This window comes from Rhodopseudomonas palustris (assembly GCF_003226555.1).
GTDB lineage: Bacteria > Pseudomonadota > Alphaproteobacteria > Rhizobiales > Xanthobacteraceae > Rhodopseudomonas > Rhodopseudomonas palustris_I.
In genome coordinates this window covers 26,724-47,427 of record NZ_QKQS01000038.1, presented here as the reverse complement: position 1 = coordinate 47,427, position 20,704 = coordinate 26,724, and the positions used below count along the sequence as shown (strand labels likewise).

The 20,704-nt window shown below is 65.7% G+C and carries 25 protein-coding genes; 19 read left to right on the top strand and 6 right to left on the bottom strand.

Translation table 11 applies throughout. The features are described 5' to 3' along the window. Positions 1 to 45 precede the first annotated feature (45 nt). From DNX69_RS24075 to DNX69_RS24065, 3 genes are read right to left on the bottom strand one after another with little or no spacing between them, the layout of a single operon-like run. Positions 46 to 885 (bottom strand): ABC transporter ATP-binding protein, encoded by an 840-nt coding sequence (locus tag DNX69_RS24075; protein ID WP_110788538.1) that lies wholly within the window; start codon positions 883 to 885, stop codon positions 46 to 48. Then, positions 882 to 2,210 carry a high-affinity branched-chain amino acid ABC transporter permease LivM gene (gene livM / locus DNX69_RS24070; protein WP_110788537.1) on the bottom strand — a complete coding sequence of 443 codons (1,329 nt, stop codon included), beginning with the start codon at positions 2,208 to 2,210 and terminating at the stop codon, positions 882 to 884. Before livM ends, DNX69_RS24075 begins: the two co-directional genes overlap by 4 nt. Before the next feature lie 12 nt (positions 2,211 to 2,222). Then, positions 2,223 to 3,140: an ABC transporter permease subunit gene (locus DNX69_RS24065; RefSeq protein ID WP_110788536.1), complete on the bottom strand. Its 918-nt coding sequence runs from the start codon at positions 3,138 to 3,140 to the stop codon at positions 2,223 to 2,225. Between the two features lie 46 nt (positions 3,141 to 3,186). Here DNX69_RS24065 and DNX69_RS26175 point away from each other — a divergent pair, with 46 nt between their 5' ends. The 11 genes from DNX69_RS26175 (at position 3,187) to DNX69_RS24015 (ending at position 12,016) form a co-directional block, all read left to right on the top strand. Then, complete coding sequence (locus DNX69_RS26175; RefSeq protein WP_133256044.1) at positions 3,187 to 3,456, top strand: hypothetical protein; 270 nt, start codon at positions 3,187 to 3,189, stop codon at positions 3,454 to 3,456. Positions 3,457 to 3,491: 35 nt separating this feature from the next. Continuing rightward, positions 3,492 to 3,659 (top strand): hypothetical protein, encoded by a 168-nt coding sequence (locus tag DNX69_RS26410; protein WP_165825321.1) that lies wholly within the window; start codon positions 3,492 to 3,494, stop codon positions 3,657 to 3,659. 312 nt (positions 3,660 to 3,971) lie between these two features. Continuing rightward, positions 3,972 to 4,499: a hypothetical protein gene (locus DNX69_RS24060; RefSeq protein WP_110788763.1), complete on the top strand. Its 528-nt coding sequence runs from the start codon at positions 3,972 to 3,974 to the stop codon at positions 4,497 to 4,499. 194 nt (positions 4,500 to 4,693) lie between these two features. Next, positions 4,694 to 5,158 carry a CoxG family protein gene (locus DNX69_RS24055; RefSeq protein ID WP_011159342.1) on the top strand — a complete coding sequence of 155 codons (465 nt, stop codon included), beginning with the start codon at positions 4,694 to 4,696 and terminating at the stop codon, positions 5,156 to 5,158. A gap of 174 nt (positions 5,159 to 5,332) precedes the next feature. Continuing rightward, positions 5,333 to 5,818 (top strand): (2Fe-2S)-binding protein, encoded by a 486-nt coding sequence (locus DNX69_RS24050; protein WP_110788535.1) that lies wholly within the window; start codon positions 5,333 to 5,335, stop codon positions 5,816 to 5,818. Positions 5,819 to 5,893: 75 nt separating this feature from the next. Next, on the top strand, positions 5,894 to 6,700 hold the full coding sequence (locus tag DNX69_RS24045; RefSeq protein WP_110788534.1) for an FAD binding domain-containing protein: 807 nt from the start codon (positions 5,894 to 5,896) through the stop codon (positions 6,698 to 6,700). A gap of 19 nt (positions 6,701 to 6,719) precedes the next feature. After that, positions 6,720 to 7,628 (top strand): AAA family ATPase, encoded by a 909-nt coding sequence (locus DNX69_RS24040; RefSeq protein WP_110788533.1) that lies wholly within the window; start codon positions 6,720 to 6,722, stop codon positions 7,626 to 7,628. Between the two features lie 326 nt (positions 7,629 to 7,954). After that, the gene (locus DNX69_RS24030) at positions 7,955 to 9,172 is read left to right on the top strand and encodes a vWA domain-containing protein (protein ID WP_110788532.1); all 1,218 of its coding nucleotides are present in this window, start codon (positions 7,955 to 7,957) and stop codon (positions 9,170 to 9,172) included. Between the two features lie 38 nt (positions 9,173 to 9,210). Then, on the top strand, positions 9,211 to 9,537 hold the full coding sequence (locus tag DNX69_RS24025) for an XdhC family protein (protein ID WP_110788531.1): 327 nt from the start codon (positions 9,211 to 9,213) through the stop codon (positions 9,535 to 9,537). Positions 9,538 to 9,716: 179 nt separating this feature from the next. Beyond that, the gene (locus DNX69_RS24020; protein WP_110788530.1) at positions 9,717 to 10,418 is read left to right on the top strand and encodes an XdhC family protein; all 702 of its coding nucleotides are present in this window, start codon (positions 9,717 to 9,719) and stop codon (positions 10,416 to 10,418) included. Next, complete coding sequence (locus DNX69_RS24015; RefSeq protein WP_110788529.1) at positions 10,415 to 12,016, top strand: NTP transferase domain-containing protein; 1,602 nt, start codon at positions 10,415 to 10,417, stop codon at positions 12,014 to 12,016. Before DNX69_RS24020 ends, DNX69_RS24015 begins: the two co-directional genes overlap by 4 nt. A 129-nt stretch (positions 12,017 to 12,145) precedes the next feature. Here the strand turns inward: DNX69_RS24015 and DNX69_RS24010 are convergent, their stop codons facing one another. Together DNX69_RS24010 and DNX69_RS24005 are read right to left on the bottom strand one after the other, a co-directional pair. Continuing rightward, positions 12,146 to 12,649: an avidin/streptavidin family protein gene (locus DNX69_RS24010; protein WP_110788528.1), complete on the bottom strand. Its 504-nt coding sequence runs from the start codon at positions 12,647 to 12,649 to the stop codon at positions 12,146 to 12,148. Between the two features lie 157 nt (positions 12,650 to 12,806). Beyond that, positions 12,807 to 13,643, bottom strand: a complete 837-nt coding sequence (locus DNX69_RS24005) for a LysR family transcriptional regulator (protein ID WP_110788527.1) — start codon at positions 13,641 to 13,643, stop codon at positions 12,807 to 12,809. Positions 13,644 to 13,743: 100 nt separating this feature from the next. Between DNX69_RS24005 and DNX69_RS24000 the strand changes: the two genes are divergently transcribed. From DNX69_RS24000 to DNX69_RS23990, 3 genes are all read left to right on the top strand, one after another. Next, positions 13,744 to 14,496, top strand: a complete 753-nt coding sequence (locus DNX69_RS24000; protein WP_110788526.1) for an enoyl-CoA hydratase-related protein — start codon at positions 13,744 to 13,746, stop codon at positions 14,494 to 14,496. A 138-nt stretch (positions 14,497 to 14,634) separates the two neighbouring features. Then, on the top strand, positions 14,635 to 14,982 hold the full coding sequence (locus DNX69_RS23995) for a DUF4189 domain-containing protein (RefSeq protein WP_234827077.1): 348 nt from the start codon (positions 14,635 to 14,637) through the stop codon (positions 14,980 to 14,982). A 61-nt stretch (positions 14,983 to 15,043) separates the two neighbouring features. Further along, positions 15,044 to 15,454, top strand: a complete 411-nt coding sequence (locus DNX69_RS23990; protein WP_110788524.1) for a DUF2000 family protein — start codon at positions 15,044 to 15,046, stop codon at positions 15,452 to 15,454. Between the two features lie 8 nt (positions 15,455 to 15,462). On the opposite strand, the gene DNX69_RS26405 is transcribed toward DNX69_RS23990, so the two are convergent. Beyond that, positions 15,463 to 15,639, bottom strand: a complete 177-nt coding sequence (locus DNX69_RS26405) for a hypothetical protein (RefSeq protein WP_165825320.1) — start codon at positions 15,637 to 15,639, stop codon at positions 15,463 to 15,465. 205 nt (positions 15,640 to 15,844) lie between these two features. Here DNX69_RS26405 and DNX69_RS23985 point away from each other — a divergent pair, with 205 nt between their 5' ends. The 5 genes from DNX69_RS23985 to DNX69_RS23965 all read left to right on the top strand — a co-directional run bounded on the left by DNX69_RS23985 (position 15,845) and on the right by DNX69_RS23965 (position 20,676). Then, a complete protein-coding gene (locus DNX69_RS23985; RefSeq protein ID WP_110788762.1) occupies positions 15,845 to 16,984 on the top strand; it encodes a GGDEF domain-containing protein in 1,140 nt (379 codons plus the stop codon). Between the two features lie 71 nt (positions 16,985 to 17,055). After that, entirely contained in the window at positions 17,056 to 17,760 is a 705-nt protein-coding gene (locus tag DNX69_RS23980) for a TetR/AcrR family transcriptional regulator (RefSeq protein WP_110788523.1), read from the top strand. Next, positions 17,757 to 18,557 carry an HlyD family secretion protein gene (locus tag DNX69_RS23975; RefSeq protein ID WP_110788522.1) on the top strand — a complete coding sequence of 267 codons (801 nt, stop codon included), beginning with the start codon at positions 17,757 to 17,759 and terminating at the stop codon, positions 18,555 to 18,557. Before DNX69_RS23980 ends, DNX69_RS23975 begins: the two co-directional genes overlap by 4 nt. Then, positions 18,554 to 19,507 (top strand): ABC transporter ATP-binding protein, encoded by a 954-nt coding sequence (locus DNX69_RS23970; RefSeq protein WP_110788521.1) that lies wholly within the window; start codon positions 18,554 to 18,556, stop codon positions 19,505 to 19,507. Before DNX69_RS23975 ends, DNX69_RS23970 begins: the two co-directional genes overlap by 4 nt. Next, positions 19,504 to 20,676, top strand: a complete 1,173-nt coding sequence (locus DNX69_RS23965; RefSeq protein WP_110788520.1) for an ABC transporter permease — start codon at positions 19,504 to 19,506, stop codon at positions 20,674 to 20,676. Before DNX69_RS23970 ends, DNX69_RS23965 begins: the two co-directional genes overlap by 4 nt. The last annotated feature ends 28 nt before the right edge of the window (positions 20,677 to 20,704 follow it).

The following is a 20,704-nucleotide window of genomic DNA, read 5'->3' as shown; positions in this document are numbered from 1 at the left end:
GCCGGGTCAAACCCGGGCATGACGACGGACTGTGGCGCAACGACCTCACAGCCCGAGCTCCTGCTCGACCTTTTCGACCTCTTCGTCCTCGACGCCCAGATAGGCGGCGATGACGCGCGGGTCGTCGCGGATCTCGGCGGGGGTGCCGTCGGCGATCTTGACGCCGTAGTCGAGCACGACGACGTGGTCGGAGATCTCCATCACCACGCTCATGTCGTGTTCGATCAGCAGGATCGAGGTGCCGTGATCGTTGCGGATCGACAGCAAGAGTTCGCTGAGCTCGGCGCTCTCGCGGGCGTTGAGGCCGGCGGCCGGTTCGTCGAGACACAGCAGCACCGGCTCGGTACACATCGCGCGTGCAATCTCCAGCCGGCGCTGATCGCCGTAGGGCAGGTTGCCGGCGGCGTCGTCGGCGCGGTCCTGCAGGCCGATCTGCTTCAGCCAGAAGGTGGCGCGTTCGATCGCCAGCTTTTCCGCCGCGCGCCAGGACGGCGCACCGAACAGGCCGAGAAAGGTCAGGCCGGAGGCGCGCATCAGCGCGTTGTGCTGCGCCACCAGCAGGTTCTCCAGCGCGGTCATGCCGGCGAACAGCCGGATGTTCTGGAAGGTGCGCGCCACCTTGGCGATCTTGGTGATGCGGAAGTCGCCGAGCCGGTCCAGCCGATAGCTCGATCCGTCGCCATGGGCGAGGCTGATCCTCCCCGCGGTCGGCTTGTAGAACCCGGTGATGCAGTTGAACACCGTGGTCTTGCCTGCGCCGTTCGGGCCGATCAGCGCGGTGATCTTGCCCTGGCGCGCCGTGAACGACAGCTCGTTGACGGCAATGATGCCGCCGAACTGCATGGTCAGACGATCGACCTGGAGGATGTCGGGCGCGCTGCTCATCCGTGGCCTTCCTTGACGAGGTCGGACGAGATCGTCTGCTTGTGCTGCAGATACACGGTCGGCGCGCGGTGGCCGATCAGGCCGCGCGGCCGCCAGATCATCAGCAGCACCATCGCCATGCCGAACACCAGCATGCGGAACTGATCGAGGCCGCGGAACAGTTCGAAGCCGCCGATCAGCGCCACCGCGGCGAGCGCGACGCCGAGCTGCGAGCCCATGCCGCCGAGCACGACGATCGCCAGCACCAGCGCCGATTCCTGGAAGGTGAAGGATTCCGGCGAGATGAAGCCCTGCCGGGTGGCGAAGAACGCACCGGCGAAACCGCCGAATAGCGCGCCGGTGGCGAAGGCGGTGAGCTTGGTGGTGGTGGTGTTGATGCCGAGCGCGCGGCAGGCGACTTCGTCCTCACGCAAGGCTTCCCATGCGCGGCCGATCGGCAGCCTTCGCAGGCGGATCGTCGCCCAGTTGGTGATCAGCGCCAGGATCAGGATCAGATAGAACAGGAAGACGAGGCGATGCGTCGGCGAGAACGGGATGCCGAGCTGCGCCGCCAGTCCGTTCGGCCCCGGCGCCAACGGAATGCCGAACAGCGTCGGGCGCGGAATGCCGCTGATGCCGTTCGGGCCGCCGGTGAGATCTTGCCAGTTGATGATGACGAGGCGGATGATCTCGCCGAAGGCGAGGGTGACGATGGCGAGATAGTCGCCGCGCAGCCGCAACACCGGAAAGCCGAGGATCACGCCCCAGAACGCCGCGAGGATGCCGGCGAGTGGCAGGCAGATCCAGAATGACAGTCCGAAATTGGTGGCGAGCAGCGCGTAGGAATAGGCGCCGACGGCGTAGAACGCGACGTAGCCGAGATCGAGCAGGCCGGCGAGGCCGACCACGATGTTCAGCCCCCAGCCGAGCATCACGTAGGTCAGCACCAGGATGCCGAGATCGAGAATGTAGCGCTGATTATAGAAGATCACCGGCACCAGAAAGGTGAAGATCAGCAGCGCCGGGGCGACGATGCGGCCGGCGAGGCCGAGTGTCTTGCGCGCGCCGGCCGGCATCATCTTCGCGGTATCGACCGGTCCCCACCACATCCGCAGCAGTTCGACCACGATCGAGCCGACAAACACGCCGCCGACCATGCCGGCGAGATCGCCGAACCGCGTCCAGTAGATCAGGCCGCCCTCTGGGCCGGCTTCGGTGCGAACACCGATCATCAGCGAAAACAAAACCAGCGCCACCAGGGCGCTGATCAGGGCTTTCTTGAAGATGAACGCGACGCCGACATGGGCGGCGGCGGGGGCAGCGGCGGCGTGCGCGAGCTTTGCCACGTCGGTGCCCGCTCAGACTTTTTCGACTTCCGGCCGGCCGAGCAGGCCGGTCGGCATGAAGATCAGCACGATGATCAGGATCGAGAACGCCGCGACGTCCTTGTATTCGACCGAGAAATAAGCCGACCAGAAGGTCTCGATCAGGCCGATCAGTAGTCCGCCGAGCATCGCGCCGGGCAGCGAGCCGATGCCGCCGAGCACGGCCGCGGTGAACGCCTTGATGCCGGCGATGAAGCCCATGGCGAAGTCGACCAAGCCATAATACAGCAGGTACATCATGCCCGCGACCGAAGCGAGCGCGGCGCCGATCACGAAGGTCATCGAGATGGTGCGGTCGACGTCGACGCCGAGCAGCGCCGCCATGGTCTGATCCTGCTCGCAGGCGCGCATGTCGCGGCCGAGCCTTGTCTTCGCCACCAGCCAGGTGAAGATGCCGAGCAGAATGACCGTGGTGACCACCACCAGAATTTGGACGTTGGAGAGCTGGACGTTGAAGCCATCGGTGCTCTCGTGCAGCGTGTAGCCGCCGGTGATGATCGGCGGCACCGGCTTGACGCGGGCGCCTTGCGACACCTGGGCGTAGTTCATCAGCACGAACGACATGCCGATCGCCGACAGCATCGGGGCGAGGCGGAACGAGTGCCTGAGCGGGCGGTAGGCGATGCGTTCGACCGTCCAGCCGTACAGCGCGGTGATCGCCATGGATACCAAGAGCACGACCAGCAGGATCAGCGGCACGAAGGTGAGGCCGAACGACACCAGGATCAGGAAGCTGATCAGCGCGATGAAGCCGCCGATCATGAAGATGTCGCCGTGGGCGAAATTGATCATGCCGACGATGCCGTACACCATCGTATAGCCGATCGCGATCAGGCCGTAGATCGAGCCGAGCACGAGACCGTTGATGAGCTGCTGGGCGAAATAGTCCATGCGCTGCCGTCGTCAGAGGACTCGAAAGATCGGAACTCGAAAGACCGTGGATTGCGACGCAAACGGCACCGCTTTGGAGATCGCGCACGCACTGCACAAACGACGCGGCGAGGGCCCCGGCAGCCGGAACGTCGCGTCGCTTCGTAATTTTCTAACAGTGGGTCGCGATCGCGGCAACAGCACCCGATTACAACCTTTTGCCCTGTGGATGGCGGCGGTGCTCACTCCGGTTCCGCTGGGCGCGATGCCGCCGCGCAAAAGCCGCGCAAAGATCACGAGTAAGCGCGCAACCGCAGGCATGGTGTCGCCGTTGTGAGTGCGGGGGCAACACTCCGCTAAAGGAGACCCATGATGTCGAATCAGAATCAGCAGAAGCCGACCCCGAGCCAGACCTCGGCGGGCCAACAGCAGCAGGGCGGCGGCGCCCGCCCTGGCCGACAGCAGCAGGATCCTGGTCGTCCGGGGAATGCGCCGGATCGGCAGCAGGGCGGCCAACAGCACGGCGGCCAAGGCCGATAGCCGGACGGCCGCTAACGTCAAGCTCGCCCGGTCACGGTTTTCTCCAGACGGCCGTGCGCCGGAGCGAGAGCAGGGAGCCCCGCCCCACGGCGGGGTTTTCCGCGTCTGGCCTATCGTTTCGTACGAATTCACGCCAAACAAGACGCAAGTTTCATGCCGAATGTTCGCGTTTTCCCCGGATCGCCGTCGTCCATAGTCCACGACCTCGTGTTAAGGTTAACAAAACGTTTCCATTGCCGGTTATCGTTAACCTGGGGTTAGCTTTGAAGGCGCGGCTCGGATTCGGCGCGCTCAGGCTGGCGGGATACGATGATGAAAACGGATTGGCGGATCAGCTCGGTGAACGGCGTTCTGCTCGCGGCCTATATCGCACCGACTTGGCTGATCGTCGCGTATCGCCTGATCGTCTCGCCGATTCACGCGCTGTACGACCGTCCGAACATCTCGGTGGCGATCTTCGTCAGCGATCACCTGCACCTCGGCGCGGTTGCGACGATGAAGATGGCGTGGCTGTTGGCGCTCGCCAAACTGACGGTCGCCGGCTTCCTGCTGGTGTTTTCGGCATTGCTGACACGGCCGTCGGTGCGTCTATCCGGCGGCTGCAACGAGGCGCTGGCGTTCGCGCTGACGCTCGGCAGTGTCATCTCGTTCGCCAGCATGGTGATGGCCTCGCAGGTCGCCGAGCCGGAAGCGATGCGGCTGCACGCCACCGAGCTGCTGCTGTTTCTCGGCACCGCGATCCTGATGCTGGTCGAGCCTTCGGCACAATCTGCGGCTGCACCGCGTCCCAGCAAGGCGGCGTTTGAGCCGAACTATCCGGCCGCAGCGCAGCGCTCCTGATCGCGATTTCGCCGTCGTGATGGCTTGACGCTGGCGCTCCGGCCGGGCGGGACCTATCTCACCACCCGCATAACTGTTATCGCCGCCGGTCACTTGGGCGCGGTGTTGAGATACTTTTTCTTTGCCGTCCGGCATGCTTAAGTAGTCGCAATGCCGCTGTCCGAGGCGGTGCGCCGATCCGGGAGGAAATATCCATGGCCATGACGATGAACGGCGAAGTCCAACTGGACGCGCCGAAAGATTTGGTGTGGAGCAAGCTCAATGATCCGGAAGTGCTGAAGGTCTGCATTCCGGGTTGCGAGGAATTGGAAAAGACCGAGGACGACAGCGGTTTTCGTGCGGTGGCCAAGTTGAAAGTCGGCCCGGTGTCGGCCCGCTTCAAGGGCAAGGTGACGCTATCCGATCTCGATCCGCCGAACGGCTACAAGATCACCGGTGAAGGCGAGGGGGGGGTCGCCGGCTTCGCCAAGGGCGGTGCCACGGTCGGTCTGTCCGACAAGGATGGTGGCACGCTGTTGTCCTACGATGTCGAGGCGCATATCGGCGGCAAGCTGGCGCAGCTCGGGCAGCGGCTGATCAACGGCTCGGCCAAGAAACTCGCAGACGAGTTCTTCGCCAATTTCTCGAAGGCCGTGCAGAACGGCAACGGCGCGGCGTGACGGCGCCGCGGCGTCCGATCACGCGGATGTCATTACACGGCCGCGGCTCCGGCACGGCCAGAGCCGATCGCGGTTGCCGATCCTGGGGTTGCCCCGTAAGATCGGTTCAAGAAACACAACTAAAAGACGAATGATCGCCGTGCAACGCGGCGGTGCGCATTGAAGAGAGGGCCGATGGCCAAGATTTCCCTGATCGTCAATGGCAATCCCGTGACCGCGAACGTCGATCCGCGCACGCTGCTGGTGCAGTTTCTGCGCGAGAACCTGCGGCTCACCGGCACCCATGTCGGTTGCGATACCTCGCAGTGCGGCGCTTGCGTCGTGCATCTCGACGGCAAGGCGGTGAAGTCCTGCACCACGCTGGCGGTGATGGCCGACGGCCATGAAGTGACGACGATCGAAGGGCTCGCTGCCGACGGCGCGCCGCTGCATCCGATGCAGGAGGCGTTTCGCGAGAATCATGGCCTGCAGTGCGGCTTCTGCACCCCGGGCATGATCATGACCGCGGTCGATATGGTGCATCGCAAGGGCCACGATCTCTCCGACGAGACGATTCGCGAAGAGCTCGAAGGCAATCTCTGCCGCTGCACCGGCTATCAGAACATCGTGGTGTCGATCGCGGCCGGCGCCAAGGCGATGGCGAACTCCGACCGCACCTGACCGGCACTGCGCCGGCCCGCTTCAACGAGGCCGCGCGGCACGCCCAACGAGACGCAGGAAGCTCAGGGAAGCGCAATGTACGAATTCAAATATCACCGCCCCGGGACCGTTCGCCAGGCCGCCAATCTGCTGCTGAAGAACGAGGACGCCAAGCTGATCGCGGGCGGCCACACGCTGCTGCCGGTGATGAAGCAGCGCCTGGCGGCGCCGCCGCATCTGGTCGACCTGTCGCATATCGAAGGCCTGAGCGGCATCGAGATGAAGGGCCGTTCGCTGGTGATCGGCGCCACCGCCACACATGCGGAAGTCGCAAACTCGGCGATCGTCGGCGAGGCGATCCCGGCGCTGGCCGAACTGGCGTCGCTGATCGGCGATCCGGCGGTGCGCCACAAGGGTACGATCGGCGGCTCGCTCGCCAACAACGATCCGACTGCGGACTATCCGGCGGCGGTGCTGGCCCTCGGCGCCACCGTGGTCACCAACAAGCGCAAGCTGAAGGCCGAAGAGTTCTTCCAGGGCATGTACGCGACCGCGCTCGAGCCGGACGAGATCATCACCAAGGTGCAGTTTCCGCTGCCGAAGAAGGCCGCCTATATCAAGTTCCGCAACCAGGCGTCGCGCTACGCGCTGGTCGGCGTGTTCGTCGCCCGCCGGCCGTCGGATGTCCGCGTCGCGGTCACGGGGGCAGGCGCCGATGGCGTGTTTCGTGTCACTCAGTTCGAAGAGGCGCTGAAGGCGCGGTTCAATTCCAAGGCGCTCGACGGCCTGCACGTCTCCGCCGACGGACTGAACAGCGATCTGCACGGCAGCGCCGAGTATCGCGCGCATCTGATCGGCGTGCTCACCAAGCGTGCGGTCGACGCCGCCAACGGCAAGGCGTGAGCCTGCAACCGGATCGGTCATGACCGCAACCGCGCCTCCCGCCTCCGTCGACGCCACGCTTGAGCTGCTGACGAGCCGCGGCTATCTCGCCGAGCGGTCGCTGGCGACGGTGGTGTTTCTGGCGCTGCGGATGGGCCGGCCGCTGTTTCTTGAGGGCGAGGCCGGCGTCGGCAAGACCGAAATCGCCAAGGTGCTGTCGGCTGCGCTCGGCCGCCGCCTGATCCGGCTGCAGTGCTACGAGGGACTCGACGTCGCCTCCGCGGTGTACGAGTGGAATTCGTCGGCACAGATGATCGCGATCCGGCTCGCCGAAGCCGCCGGCGACACCGACCGCGACCAGCTCTCCAGCGACATCTTCTCCGAGCGCTTCCTGATCAAGCGCCCGCTGCTACAGGCGCTGGAGCCGGACACGGCTGGCGCGCCGGTGCTGCTGATCGACGAGCTCGACCGCGCCGACGAGGCGTTCGAGGCTTACTTGCTCGAAGTGCTCAGCGACTTTCAGGTCACCATTCCGGAGTTCGGCACCATCAAGGCGCCGGCGCCGCCGATCGTGATCGTCACTTCCAACCGCACCCGCGAGATCCATGACGCGCTGAAGCGGCGCTGTCTCTATCACTGGGTCGACTATCCGAACGCCGAGCGCGAACTGGCGATCGTCAAGTCGCGCGTGCCGGGGATCTCGGCCAAGCTGTCGCAGCAGGTGGTGAACTTCGTCCAGGCGCTGCGCGAGCAGGATTTCTACAAATCGCCCGGCGTCGCCGAAACGCTCGATTGGGCGACCGCGCTGACCGAACTCGACGCCCGCGCGCTGACCGCCGAAGTCGTCGGCGACACCCTCGGCGCGCTGCTCAAGTACCAGGACGACATCGCCCGGATGCAGGGCGACACCGTGCAGAAACTGGTCAAGGATGCGACCGAAGGGAAGTAATAGGCCTCTTTAGTCGGGCTCTCTGGTTTGTTGCCTGCTTCGGCTTTCGCCACAGCGGCAGCGCGCTCCCTCTCCCGCTTGCGGGGGAGGGCTGGGGTGGGGGAGCCCCAGGCACGGTGCTCGCGTCGCCCTCACCCCACCCCTCTCCCGCAAGCGGGAGAGGGAGCAGGTCGTGCGGCCGGCGAGGGCGTGTATTGACTGGGTGTTCGTCATTCCGGGGCGCGAGCGGAGCTCGCGAACCCGGAATCTGAAGCGGGCACTGATGTCGAGATTCCGGGTTCGCGCTGCGCGCGCCCCGGAATGACCGAGGAATAGGTTGTCGTCAGATGCAGCGTAATCCGACCGCGATGATCGACCATCTCAATCCGCCGACCGGCAAGATGGCGGACAATGTGGTCGGGTTTGCCCGGGCGCTGCGGGCGGCGGGGCTGCCGGTCGGGCCGGGCGCGGTGATCGATGCGCTGGATGCGCTGCAACTGATCGAGATCGGCCATCGCGACGATCTGTACGCCACGCTGGAAGCGATCTTCGTCAAGCGCCGCGAGCATCTGTTGATCTTCGACCAGGCGTTCGCGCTGTTCTTCCGGGCCGCCGAGGACTGGCAGCACATGCTGGATTCGATTCCGCTGCCGGACGCCGCCAAGAAGAAGCCGCCGCCGGCTTCGCGCCGGGTTCAGGAGGCGATGGCGCCCGCCGCAACGCGCGACATGCCGTCGGCCGAGGAGCAGGAACTGCGTCTTGCCGTCTCCGACAAGGAGATCCTGCAGAAGAAGGACTTCGCGCAGATGAGCGCGGCGGAGATCGCCGAAGTCACCCGCGCGATCGAGCGGATGCGGCTGCCGCAGGCCGAGCTGCGCACCCGCCGTGTCAGGCCGGATCGCCGCGGCCTGAAGCTCGACCTGCGCCGCACGCTGCGCGCGTCGTTGCGCACCGGCGGCGAGGTCGTCGACATCAAGCGGCTCGGCCTGATCGACAAGCCGGCGCCGATCGTGGCGCTGCTCGATATCTCGGGCTCGATGAGCGAATACACGAGGCTGTTCCTGCACTTCCTCCACGCCATCACCGACGATCGCAAACGGGTCTCGACCTTCCTGTTCGGCACAAGGCTGACCAACGTCACCCGCGCGCTGCGCCAGCGGGATCCGGACGAAGCGCTGGCGAGCTGCACCTCCTCGGTCGAGGACTGGGCCGGCGGCACGCGGATTGCGACGTCGCTGCACAGCTTCAACAAGCTGTGGGCGCGGCGGGTGCTCGGCCAGGGCGCGGTCGTGCTGCTGATCTCCGACGGGCTGGAGCGCGAAAGCGATTCCAAGCTGGCGTTCGAGATGGACCGGCTGCACCGCTCCTGCCGCCGGCTGATCTGGCTCAACCCGCTGCTGCGTTACGACGGCTTTGAGCCGCGCGCCCAGGGTATCAAAATGATGCTACCCCACGTTGACGAATTCCGACCGGTGCATAATTTGACCTCGATGCACACGCTGATCGCGGCGCTGTCGTCGGCACCGCCGCCGCACTATTTCAGTACGATCCGTTCCGTCGCCTGACCGGCACCCGCAACAGCCACGCAAGAGGAGACGCCTCCATGCAGCTCGATCGCGACGAAGACATCCTGCGGGCCGCCGAGGACTGGCGCAAAGCCGGCCGCGGCGTTGCGCTCGCCACCGTGGTCGAAACCTGGGGGTCGGCGCCGCGCCCCGCCGGCTCCAGCCTGGTGATCAATGACGAGGGCACCTTTCTCGGCTCGGTGTCCGGCGGCTGCGTCGAGGGCGCGGTGGTCACCGAAGCGCTCGACGTGATCGACAGCGGCACGCCGAAACTGCTCGAATTCGGCGTCGCCGACGAGGCCGCCTGGAAGGTCGGGCTGAGTTGCGGCGGCACCATCCGGGTGTTCGTCGAAAAGGTCGATTAGTTGCCATGGAATTGGGAATTTTCCGTCATTGCGAGCGGAGCGAAGCAATCCAGAAGTCCAGTGCACCTAGCTCGGGATTGCTTCGTCGCTTCGCTCCTCGCAATGACGGAGTTTCAATTCCAAGGTCGTTGTCTTCGGTTGGGCTCTGAGGCGGGATCTAGGCAAGTGGGGCGGTCATCGTGAAGTTCGAGATCCTGCAGCAACTCAACGCCGAGCGCGCCGCGCGGCGTCCGGCGATCGTGGTCACCGACACCGCGACAGGCGCGCAGCGGCTGGTGAAGGCCGCCGACATTGCCGCCGATCCGCTGGCCGCCGAGCTTGGTAAGCAGCTTCGCATGGGCAAGAGCGCGACCATCGAGGCGGATGGCGGAAAGCTGTTTCTCAACGTCTATGCGCCGACCGCCAAGCTGGTGATCGTCGGCGCCGTGCATATCAGCCAGGCGCTGGCACCGCTGGCGCGCTCGCTCGGCTACGACGTCACCGTGGTCGATCCGCGCACCGCGTTCGCCAGCCCGGAGCGCTTCCCCGACGTGCCGTTGATCGCCGAGTGGCCGGACGTCGCACTGCCGCCTCTCAACATCGATCACTACACCGCCTTCGTGGCGCTGACGCACGATCCGAAGATCGACGATCCGGCGCTGCTGCACGCCTTCGCGCGCGACTGTTTCTACATCGGCGCGCTCGGCTCGAAGAAGACCCATGCCAAGCGGCTGGAGCGGCTGAAACAGCAGGGCGCATCCGACGCCGATTTGGGGCGGATTCACGCGCCGATCGGGCTGGCGATCGGTGCGGTGTCGCCGTCCGAGATCGCGGTGTCGATCATGGCGGAAATCACCGCGGCGCTGCGGCTGCCAGCGTCGTCCAAGGCGGCCGCGGCATGAAGTTCGGCCCGCGCCGTCCGGCCGATGCGATCGGCGGCGTCACCGTGCATTCGCTGCGGCAGAATGGATTGCTGCTGAAGAAGGGCACGACGATCGGCGCCGCCGAAGTCGCGGCGCTGGAGAAGGCCGGCATCGCCGAGATCGTAGTGGTTCAGCTCGAACCCGGCGACGTGTCCGAGGACGTCGCGGCCGCGGATGTCGCGGGCGCGGTCGCCGACGATGGCATCACAGTCGATCGCGCGTTCACTGGCCGGGCCAATCTGTTCGCGGCGCGGACCGGCGTATTGGTCATCGATCGCACCGTGGTCGATCGCGTCAACGCAGTCGATGAAGCGATTACGCTCGCGACGCTGCCGGCGTACAAGCCGGTGGTCGAAGGCGAGATGGTCGCCACCGTCAAGCTGATCCCGTTCGGTGTCGAAGGCGGCCTGCGCGATGCCGCGGTGGCGGCGGCGCAAGGCGGCGCGCTGCGGGTCGCGCCTTACCTGATCAAGCGCGTCGGCGTGGTGTCGACGCTGCTGCCCGGCCTCGCCCCGAAGGTGATCGACAAGACGCTGCGCGTCACGGCCGAGCGGTTGGCGCCGGCCGGCGCCGAAATCATCGCCGAGCGCCGCGTCGCGCACGACGAGGACGCGCTGTCAGCCGCGATCAAGGAACTACTTGGGCTCGGCGCCGAGATGGTGATCGTGTTCGGTGCTTCGGCGATCGCCGACCGCCGCGACGTCATCCCGGCAGCGATCGGCGCGGTCGGCGGCACGATTTCGCATTTCGGCATGCCGGTCGACCCCGGCAATTTGCTGCTGGTCGGCTCGGTGTCGGGCGTGCCGCTGCTCGGCGCACCGGGCTGTGCGCGCTCGCCGGTCGAGAACGGCTTCGACTGGGTGCTGATGCGGCTGCTCGCCGGGCTCAGCGTCACTCGCGCCGACATCACCGCGATGGGGGTCGGCGGCCTGTTGATGGAAATCGTGACGCGACCGCAGCCGCGGGTGCCGGTCGCTGAGAGCGGCCGCAATGTCGCGGCGATCGTGCTCGCCGCCGGGCGTGGCACCCGAATGGGCGGGCCGAACAAGCTGCTCGCCGATCTCAACGGCAAGCCGCTGGTGCGGATCGTTGCCGAGCAGGCGCTGGCTTCACAGGCCGCGCGCACCATCGTCGTCACGGGCCATCAGGCAGAGGAGGTCGAAGCGGCGCTGAATGGGCTCGATCTCACCTTCGTGCACAATCCAGACTTTGCCGAAGGCATTGCTTCGTCCGTGAAGTCCGGCATCGCGGCGCTGGGCGACGATGCCGATGGCGCGATCGTCTGCCTCGGCGACATGCCGCTGATCGACGCCGCCTTGATCGACCGGATGATCGCCGCGTTCGACCCCGATCGCGGTGCGCTGATCGTGGTCCCGGTCGCGGAAGGCCGACGCGGCAATCCGGTGCTGTGGTCGCGGCGGTTTTTCGCCGAGCTGATGACGCTCGGCGGCGACGTCGGCGCGCGGCATCTGATCGCCAAGCACGGCGAAGCGGTGGCCGAAGTGCCGGTCGAAGGCGAGGCGGCGTTCCTCGACATCGACACCCCGCAGGCGCTCGACCAAGCGCGGCGGGGCTGACACATCGCGGCTGACACATCGCACTCGGCGAAACGTTCAATCCTTCATCGCACCGGATCTGCCGGATCGAGGATCTGGAGATCCGACTCCGATTGTCTCGAAGCCGGATTCCAGCGCGCCGCGCGATTGCTATTTCTTCTTGGTGCCGGTGAGCTTCTCGCTGCCGGTTCCCGCGGCTTTCGCTGCGTCGGCGGATTTCATCAGCTTGGTCTGATCGCCGTTGGCGAACTTGAAGAAGTCCGCCCCGGCGCTGATGCCGTTCCAAGCCACCGGCTCGGCCAGCGACAACAGCCACAATCCCTGGAAATCCGCGCTGGTGGTGAGCTGGCCGGTCCACACCGTGGTCGAGTCGCAGCCGGCGAAATTCACCGCGAAGCTGATTGCGGTGCCGGTGCCCCACGACAGCCAGCCGGTCATCGGCTGCGGCTTGCCTTCGTCGCAGCTGTTTTTCGCGTTGTTGGTATAGGTTCCAGATAGCGCGCCGGTGTTGGTGTCGAACGAGTTGACCGCCAGCGTCGAGCCGTACTGGTTCTTCCAGGTCCATATCGTCTGGGCATCGGCTGGGATCGTCGTCGCCAGGGCCAGATATGCACCTCCAACCAAACCGATGACCAATTTGCCGATCAGTCGCATGGCCGTCTCCTATGACTAGGTTTCGAAATACCACTATCTTGGTGTATCATCATGTAATACAACCATAAGGAGAGTAGTCACGAGGGCGTGTGAATCCGAACGGGTCCCGCGCCGTTCGTCACGGCCGGTCGTCTTGGCTCTGGCGCGGCGCGTGTGTTCAGTGGCCGGGGGCGCGCGCGAGCCGGGCCGCAAATGCCGTCGCTGCCTTGGTTTCAGACGCCAGCTTCCACAGCAGCGCGACGTTTCGCTCCAGCGTCAAGCCGGTGACGTCGAGTGCGCGCAGCGTGCCTTCGCCCCAATTCGCCGGTGCCAGAGTGCAGCCGACATTGGCTGCGACCAGCATCGCCGCGGTCGCCTCCTGATGGGTTTTTGCCACGACGCGAAACCGAACCCCGGCGGCGTCGAGCAGGCGCCTGCCGTTGCCTAGTCGCTCGCAGCCCTGTCGCAGGATGAACAGTTGCCCGGCGAGTTCGGCGAGGGCGACGCTGCGCCGTCCCGCCCATGGGTGATCCGGGCCGACGAACAGCTGAAACGGCTCCTTTATCAGCACCCTGTGCGGGAGCTTGCGTTCGGGCGCGATCGACAGCGCGAAGTCGAGCGCCCCGTTGCGGACGAGTCGCTCCAGGTCGCCGCTCGCCGCTTCGACGATATCGACCGCACCGGCTCCGGCGCTGATCAGACCAGGGAGCCAGCCGGCGGCGAGGCTCGGCAGCACGCCGAGCTTCAGCCGCGCCGGCGCCGATCCGCCGAGTTCGCGCTTGGCCTCGGCCAGCGTCTGCAGCGCCGCGCGCACCTTGGTCTCGAGCTGCTTGGCGCTCGGCAGCGCGCGAATGCCGCGGCCGTCGGGCGCGAACAACGGTGCGCCGAACTCGCGCTCCAGCCCTTTCAACGCCTGCGACAGCGTCGGCTGGGTGATGCCGAGCTCGCCGGCGGCGCGCGATACCGAGCCGGTACGCATCACGGCGAGGAAGTAATGCAGGTGCTGCACATTCATCGAAATTCTCTATCGATCATTGAGATCAATCGATTTTACCGTGAGAAGCGCCGAATGCTACATCGAATGCCGTGAGTTGAAGCGAGGAGCGCGGCCCGCGATGTTGGTGGAGATCGAACGCAACGATGCCGTCGGTGTCGTCACATTGAACCGGCCGAGTGCGCGCAACGCGCTGTCGCGCGAGCTGATCGCCGATTTGGCTGAGGCGCTCGATGCACTGGAGCGCGATGCGGCGATCGCGGCGATCGTGCTCACCGGTCGCGAGGTGTTCTGCGCCGGCGCCGACATCGCCGAGATGCGGGGCATCGATCTGGCGACGGCGCTCGCCGAGGATTTTTCCGGCTGCTGCGATCGTCTGGCGTCGTGCACCAAGCCGCTGGTCGCCGCGGTCGAAGGTTACGCGATCGGGGGCGGCTGCGAGCTGATCGAGATGTGCGATCTGGTGATCGCCGGCGCATCCGCGAAATTCGGTCACCCCGAGATTGCGCTTGGCACGCTATCGGGCGGAGGCGGTACGCAAAGGCTGGCGCGTGCGATCGGTCGGGCCCGTGCGATGGATCTGGTGCTCACAGGGAGGTTGATTGCCGCGGCCGAAGCGGAGCGGATCGGCCTGATCAGCCGCGTGGTCGCGGACGGTACGGCGCTCGCTGCCGCCTGTGAGGCCGCCGTGCAGGTCGCGGCGCATCCGATGCATGCGGTGCGATTCGCCAAGCAGGCGGTCGATCGCGCGGTCTCGGTCGGGCTCGCCGATGGGCTGGCGCTGGAACGGCGACTTTTTCATCTCAGCTTCGCCGCAGGCGAATTTCTGCCGCGTCTCGAACAGTTTCTGGCGCGGCGCGGTCCGGTGCGCTGATCGTCCTCGACCGGACGATACGTGAGGTGCGGTTTGTTCACCAAGTTGAAACGGCCTCGCGGATAATTTGGAACCCGGGATGAACCTCGGGGGAGGGGGACGTTGAAATTGTCGATTGCCGCGTGGCGCAGAGCCGCGCTGATTGTCGTTGTTTGGATCGCCTGTCTGCATCTGCTCGCGCCCGCGCATGCGGCTGGAGCTTTGGCGATCGGCAAATGCGGCGCCTATGGACAGGCGTTCGACTATTCGGCCGAGGAGGCGGCGATCGCCGCGGCGCGCAAGCGCTGCAAGGGGGATTGCACCACGCTCACCATGCGCCGGGCCTGTGCCGCGCTGTCGATCGACATGAGCAACCCGTGCGGCGCGCACGGCTACGCCGTCGAACCGAAGATTTCATCCTCGCTCAACGCTGCGACCCGCCGGTGCTACGAATATGGCGGCAAGGAATGCGTGATCCGCGCCTGGGCCTGCGACGCCAAGGGCTGAGCGATGTGATCTGAAACGATCGTGAGCTGACAGGCCGGGACCGCCCTGCTATCAGCACGGCATGCAGTTCGATACCAAGATCGCGCTCGTGATCCGCACCGACCTCGAAGCCTGGCAGAAGCTGAACGTTGCGGCGTTTCTCACTTCCGGCATCACGGCGGCGTTCCCGGAGTGCATCGGCGAGCCCTACGAAGACGGCAACGGCACGCCGTATCATCCGCTGATCGGTCAACCGATCCTGGTCTACGGCGCCGATGGCCCCGGCCTGTCACGCGCGCTGGAGCGGGCGCTGGCTCGCAACGTCAAGCCGGCGATCTACACCGAAGCGATGTTCAAAACGACGCACGACGCCGCCAACCGCGATGCCGTGAAGGCAGTGGCGCGGGCCGATCTACCGCTGGTCGGCCTCGCCGTCCGGGCCGACCGCAAGGTCGTCGACAAGATCCTTGACGGCCTCAAATTCCACACCTGAAGACGGGGTTATTCCGGCATCGGCCGCGGTCGCTCCTGCAGATCTTCGGCGCGATAATTCTCCTTGGTGACCGTCTCGGTGGTTCGCTTCTCGGCCGCGCTGCGGGTCCGGTTGCGCATCAGCGCGTAGGCGATCGCGATGCCGAGCACGACAACGCCAATTCCCCACATCCATTCCGTCGACATGTTTTCTCTCCCAGGACATTCCTGTCAGGACAATCCCAAGTGCTGTCGGCCGTTCCCGATCGGTCGCCTCGTCGGGCGCGGCTTAGCGCCTCGTTAGGCATTGCTTGCGGAACCCGTGAGCAGCGGCGCCTTAATCAACGCGGCGTAAGTGATCGTGGGCTCAAGGAGTATCGCGGCGGCATCGCCGATTTTCGCGGACGAGAGCGTGAACGAACTGTTCCCTATCGATCAACAGCGTCGGGCTTCCGATTGGCCGGAAGCCGCCCGTCAGATTCGGGGCGCGGGTGCGCGCCAGCGCTTCCTGGTCGGGGCGCTGCTGGTCAATGTCGCAGCGCTCGCCATCGACGTTGCCGTGCTGGACCCGCGGCATCTCGCAGTGGCTGCAGGCCTGCGGCTGCTGCTGGTGACACCGCTGGTGCTGCTGGCGCTTACGCTCAACCGTCGGCCAGCCGATCGGCCGCTGCAGGCGGTGATACAGGCCACAGCCGTCGTCGTCTTCACGCTGTCGGTCACCGCGATCGGGCAGTTCGCACCGGAACCGTTCGCCGGGCGTTACATGATGTCGGCGCTGTTCGTCGTGTTCGCCGGCGCGCTGGTGTCGGCGTTGTCGTGGCGCACCACCAAGATCATGACCGTCACCGCGACGGTGCTGTATGCCCTGATCGTCGTCTCCGGCCTTCGCTGGCCGCCGGCGTGGGCCAATATCGATCTGGTCGGACTGAGCCTCGTCACTTGTGTGGTCGGGCTGCGCGCCCGTCGACGCAAGGAAGCGCAGATTGCCGAGTTGGTGGCGATCCGCCGCAGCGATGCGCGCCTGAAGCGCGATCTGCGCCGGGCGAATGCCGCGCTCGAGCAACTGTCAGCGACGGACGCGCTGACCGGTGTGTTCAACCGCCGCTATCTCGACGACTTGATCGAGCAGGAGACGGCTTCGCTCGTCCCATCGCTCGGCCAGAGCGTGTTGATGATCGACGTCGATCACTTCAAGCTGTTCAACGATCACGGCGGCCACGCCGCCGGCGACCGTTGCCTGCAGCAGATCGTGACCGCGATCCGCCGCAACCTGCGGTCCTGCGACGTCGTGGTGCGCTACGGCGGTGAGGAGTTCGCCGTGGTGCTGCCCGGGCTCGACGAATCTGAGCTGCAGGAGACCGCCGAACGGCTGTGCCATGCGGTCAGCAATCTGAAGATCGCGCATCCGGGTCTCGGGGACGGGGGCGTGGTCACCATCAGCGTCGGCATTGCGCCCGCTGTGCCGGCTGAAACGCTGGCGCATGCGATTCAGCGCGCCGACCAATCCCTGTATCGCGCCAAACACAGCGGTCGGAACCGAGTCAGCGCCTGAACGATCAGGTCGCTTCGACGATGGAACTTTTCGGCATTGACGATGACTGACCAGTCAGTCATAATACTTTGATGAAACGCACGCCACCCGGTCCATCGGCTTCTGCTCCCGTCACCCGCAAGAGAGCCGGTACGGCTGTGTCTACGAAACCAGATTCCGAGGCGGACGCGCTGTCGACCCGGGCGGCCAAGGCAGCGGAACGGCGCACGGCGATCATCGAGGCGGCGCTCGATGAATTCACCGCGCGCGGTTTCGCCGCGACCCGGATCGACGACATTGCCAAGCGCGCCGGTGTCGCCAAGGGCACGATCTATCTGCACTTCACCGACAAAGAAGCGATGTTTCAGGAACTGGTGCGCACGGCGCTGGTGCCGAAGTTGCAAAGCCTGACCGCGGAGCCTGCGCCCGGCACCTCTGTGCGGCAGATGCTCGAGGTCTTCGCCGACACCTTCTTGCGTGACGTGGCGCAGACCCGGCGGGGCGACATCGTGCGGTTGGTGATGGCGGAGGGCACCCGGTTTCCGTCGCTGGCGGAATTCCATTACCGCAATGTCGTCGAGCCCGGCATTGCCGGCATCGGCCGCATTCTGGAAATCGGCGTCGCCCGCGGTGAAATTAGCGTGGCGGCGTTGGCGCGATTCCCTCAGCTCGCGATCGCGCCGGTGCTGCTGTCGGTGATCTGGCAGGGGCTGTTCGGCCGGTTCGCGCCGCTCGACGTCCAGGCGATGCTGCGCACCCATCTCGATCTGATCTTCGGCGAAAGGACAGAGTCATGACGCGAGCCTCGGTCGTTGTGCGCGGCTGTGCCGCTGTCGTCCTCGCGCTGGCGCTCGCAAGCTGCGGCCCAGACCGCGACCCGGGCTATCAAGGCTGGGTCGAGGCCGATCTGATCTTCGTCAGCCCGGATGAAGCCGGCCGTATTACAAAGCTCACCGTGCGCGAAGGCGACGAGGCCAAGAAGGGCGAGCTGATCTACACGCTCGACGACGATCTGCAGCAGGCCGACCTCAATCAGAATCTCGCCACGCTCGCCAACGCCAAGCAGACCTTCGATCGCGCCCAATCGCTGTCCAAGACCGGTTCCGGCACCCAGGCCAATCTCGACTCGGCAGTCTCGGCGCTGCGCGTCGCTGAAGCCCGGGTCGAAACCTCGAAGACTCGGCTGGCGCGGCGCCAGATCCGCTCGCCGGTGACCGGCACGGTGCAGCAGATCTACTTCCGCGAGGGCGAGATGGTTGCGGCGCAGAAGCCGGTGCTGTCGATCCTGCCGCCGGGCAACATGAAGATCAGGTTCTACGTGCCGGAGCCGGAGCTGCCGAAGCTCGCGATCGGCGACAAAGTGCGGGTGACGTGTGACAACTGCACGCCGGATCTGTCGGCCGAGATCTACTTCATCTCGACCACCGCCGAATACACCCCGCCGGTGATCTACAGCCTCGATGAGCGCAACAAACTCGTCTATCTGATCCAGGCGCGGCCGAGCAAACCGGCAAGCCTGCGGGTCGGCCAGCCGATCAGTGTGTATGTCACGCCGAAGGCCGCGGCTTCGCCGGTGGCGGCCGGCCGGTCATGACCGAGGCGCCGACCATCGCGGCGGACCATCGCGACATCGCGATCGATGTTCGCGGCCTCACCAAATCCTTCAACGGCCGCGAGGTGGTGCACGATCTGTCGATGCAGGTGAAGCGCGGCTCGATCTACGGCTTCCTCGGGCCGAACGGCTCCGGCAAGACCACGACGATCCGCATGCTGTGCGGCCTGCTGACGCCGGATCGCGGCGACGGCACCTGCCTCGGCTTCGACATCCGTACCGATGCGGCCAAGATCAAACGCCGCGTCGGTTACATGACGCAGCGCTTCAGCCTGTATCAGGACCTGTCGGTGCGCGAGAACCTCGAATTCGTCGCCCGGCTGTACGGCGTGCCCGATGCGCGCGGCGCAGCCCGCGAGATGATCAAGCGGCTCGGCCTGTCGGGGCGCGAGGAGCAACTAGCCGGCGAGCTGTCCGGTGGCTGGAAGCAGCGGCTCGCGCTCGGCGCCTGCACGCTGCCCAACCCGCAATTGCTGCTGCTCGACGAGCCGACCGCCGGCGTCGATCCGAAAGCGCGCCGCGACTTCTGGAACGAGATCCACGCGCTCGCCGCCGAAGGTCTCACCGTGCTGGTCTCCACTCACTACATGGACGAAGCCGAGCGCTGTCACGAGATCGCTTACATCGCTTACGGTTATCTCTTGGCGCACGGTACCGTCGATCAGGTGATCGCCGGCTCGCAGCTCTCCACCTGGGTCGCCACCGGCGAAGGCCTCGGCGCGCTGGCGCACGAACTCGCCGGTAAGCCCGGCGTCGACATGGTGGCGCCATTCGGCACCAGCCTGCACGTCTCTGGCCGCGACCAGGCCGCGCTCGAACAGACGCTGGCGCCGTATCGCAGCGATCCGCGACAGAGCTGGCAGCACGGCGCGCCGTCGCTCGAGGACGTGTTCATCGAGCTGATGAGCCGGTCGAAGGACAACTTCCAATGACCATGGCCGATAACGATGCGCCGAAAGCCGGTGCACCGATCAAGGAGCGCCGGTTCGGATTTCTGCGCCGCTCCTACGCGATGCTGGTCAAGGAGCTGATCCAGCTCAAGCGCGACCGGCTCACCTTCGCGATGATCATCGTCATCCCGGTGATGCAGCTGCTGCTGTTCGGTTACGCCATCAACACCACCCCGCGGCATCTGCCGACCGCGGTGCTGCTGCAGGAGGATTCCGATCTCGGCCGCTCGATCTTGAAGGCGCTGGAGAATACCGCGTACTTCAAGTTCACCCGCGAAGTGCACAGCGTCGCCGAATTCGACGATCTGTTGCTGTCCGGGCGCGTGCTGTTCGGCGTCGAGATCCCGCGCGGCTTCGAGCGGGCGGTGCGGCGTGGCGAGAAGCCCGCGATCCTGGTCGCGGCCGATGCCACCGATCCGGTGGCCGCCGGCTCGGCGCTGTCGTCGCTCGGCCAGATCGTGCAGAACGCGCTGGTCCACGACCGTGTCGCCGGCGAGCCCGCCGATCCGCCGTTCGAAATCCGCGCTCACGCCCGCTACAATCCGGCCGCCTCGTCGCGGCTCAACATCGTGCCGGGTCTGGTCGGCACTATCCTGACCATGACGATGCTGATCTTCACCGCGCTGTCGGTCACCCGCGAGATCGAGCGCGGCACGATGGAGAACCTGCTGTCGATGCCGATCACCCCGGTCGAGGTGATGCTCGGCAAGATCCTGCCTTATGTCGGCGTTGGCTTCATCCAGGCGTCGCTGATCCTCGGCATCGGTGTGCTGCTGTTCGGCGTGCCGCTGCGCGGCAGCTTGGCGATGCTGGCGCTGTTGTCGACGCTGTTCATCACCACCAATCTGGCGATCGGCTACACCTTCTCGACCCTGGTGCAGAACCAGTTGCAGGCGATGCAGGCGTCGATGATGTTCTTCCTGCCGTCGATCCTGCTGTCCGGCTTCATGTTTCCATTCGCGGGGATGCCGATCTGGGCGCAGTATATCGGCGAGTGCCTGCCGCTGACGCATTATTTACGGATCGTTCGTGCGATCATGCTGAAGGGATCGACGCTGGAGAATCTGCACTACGACGCGCTCGCGCTGCTGGCGTTGATGCTGGTGGCGATGACGATCGCAGTGACGCGGTTCAGGCGAACGCTGGACTGACGGCGCCACCGCGGGCGGGGACAGGACG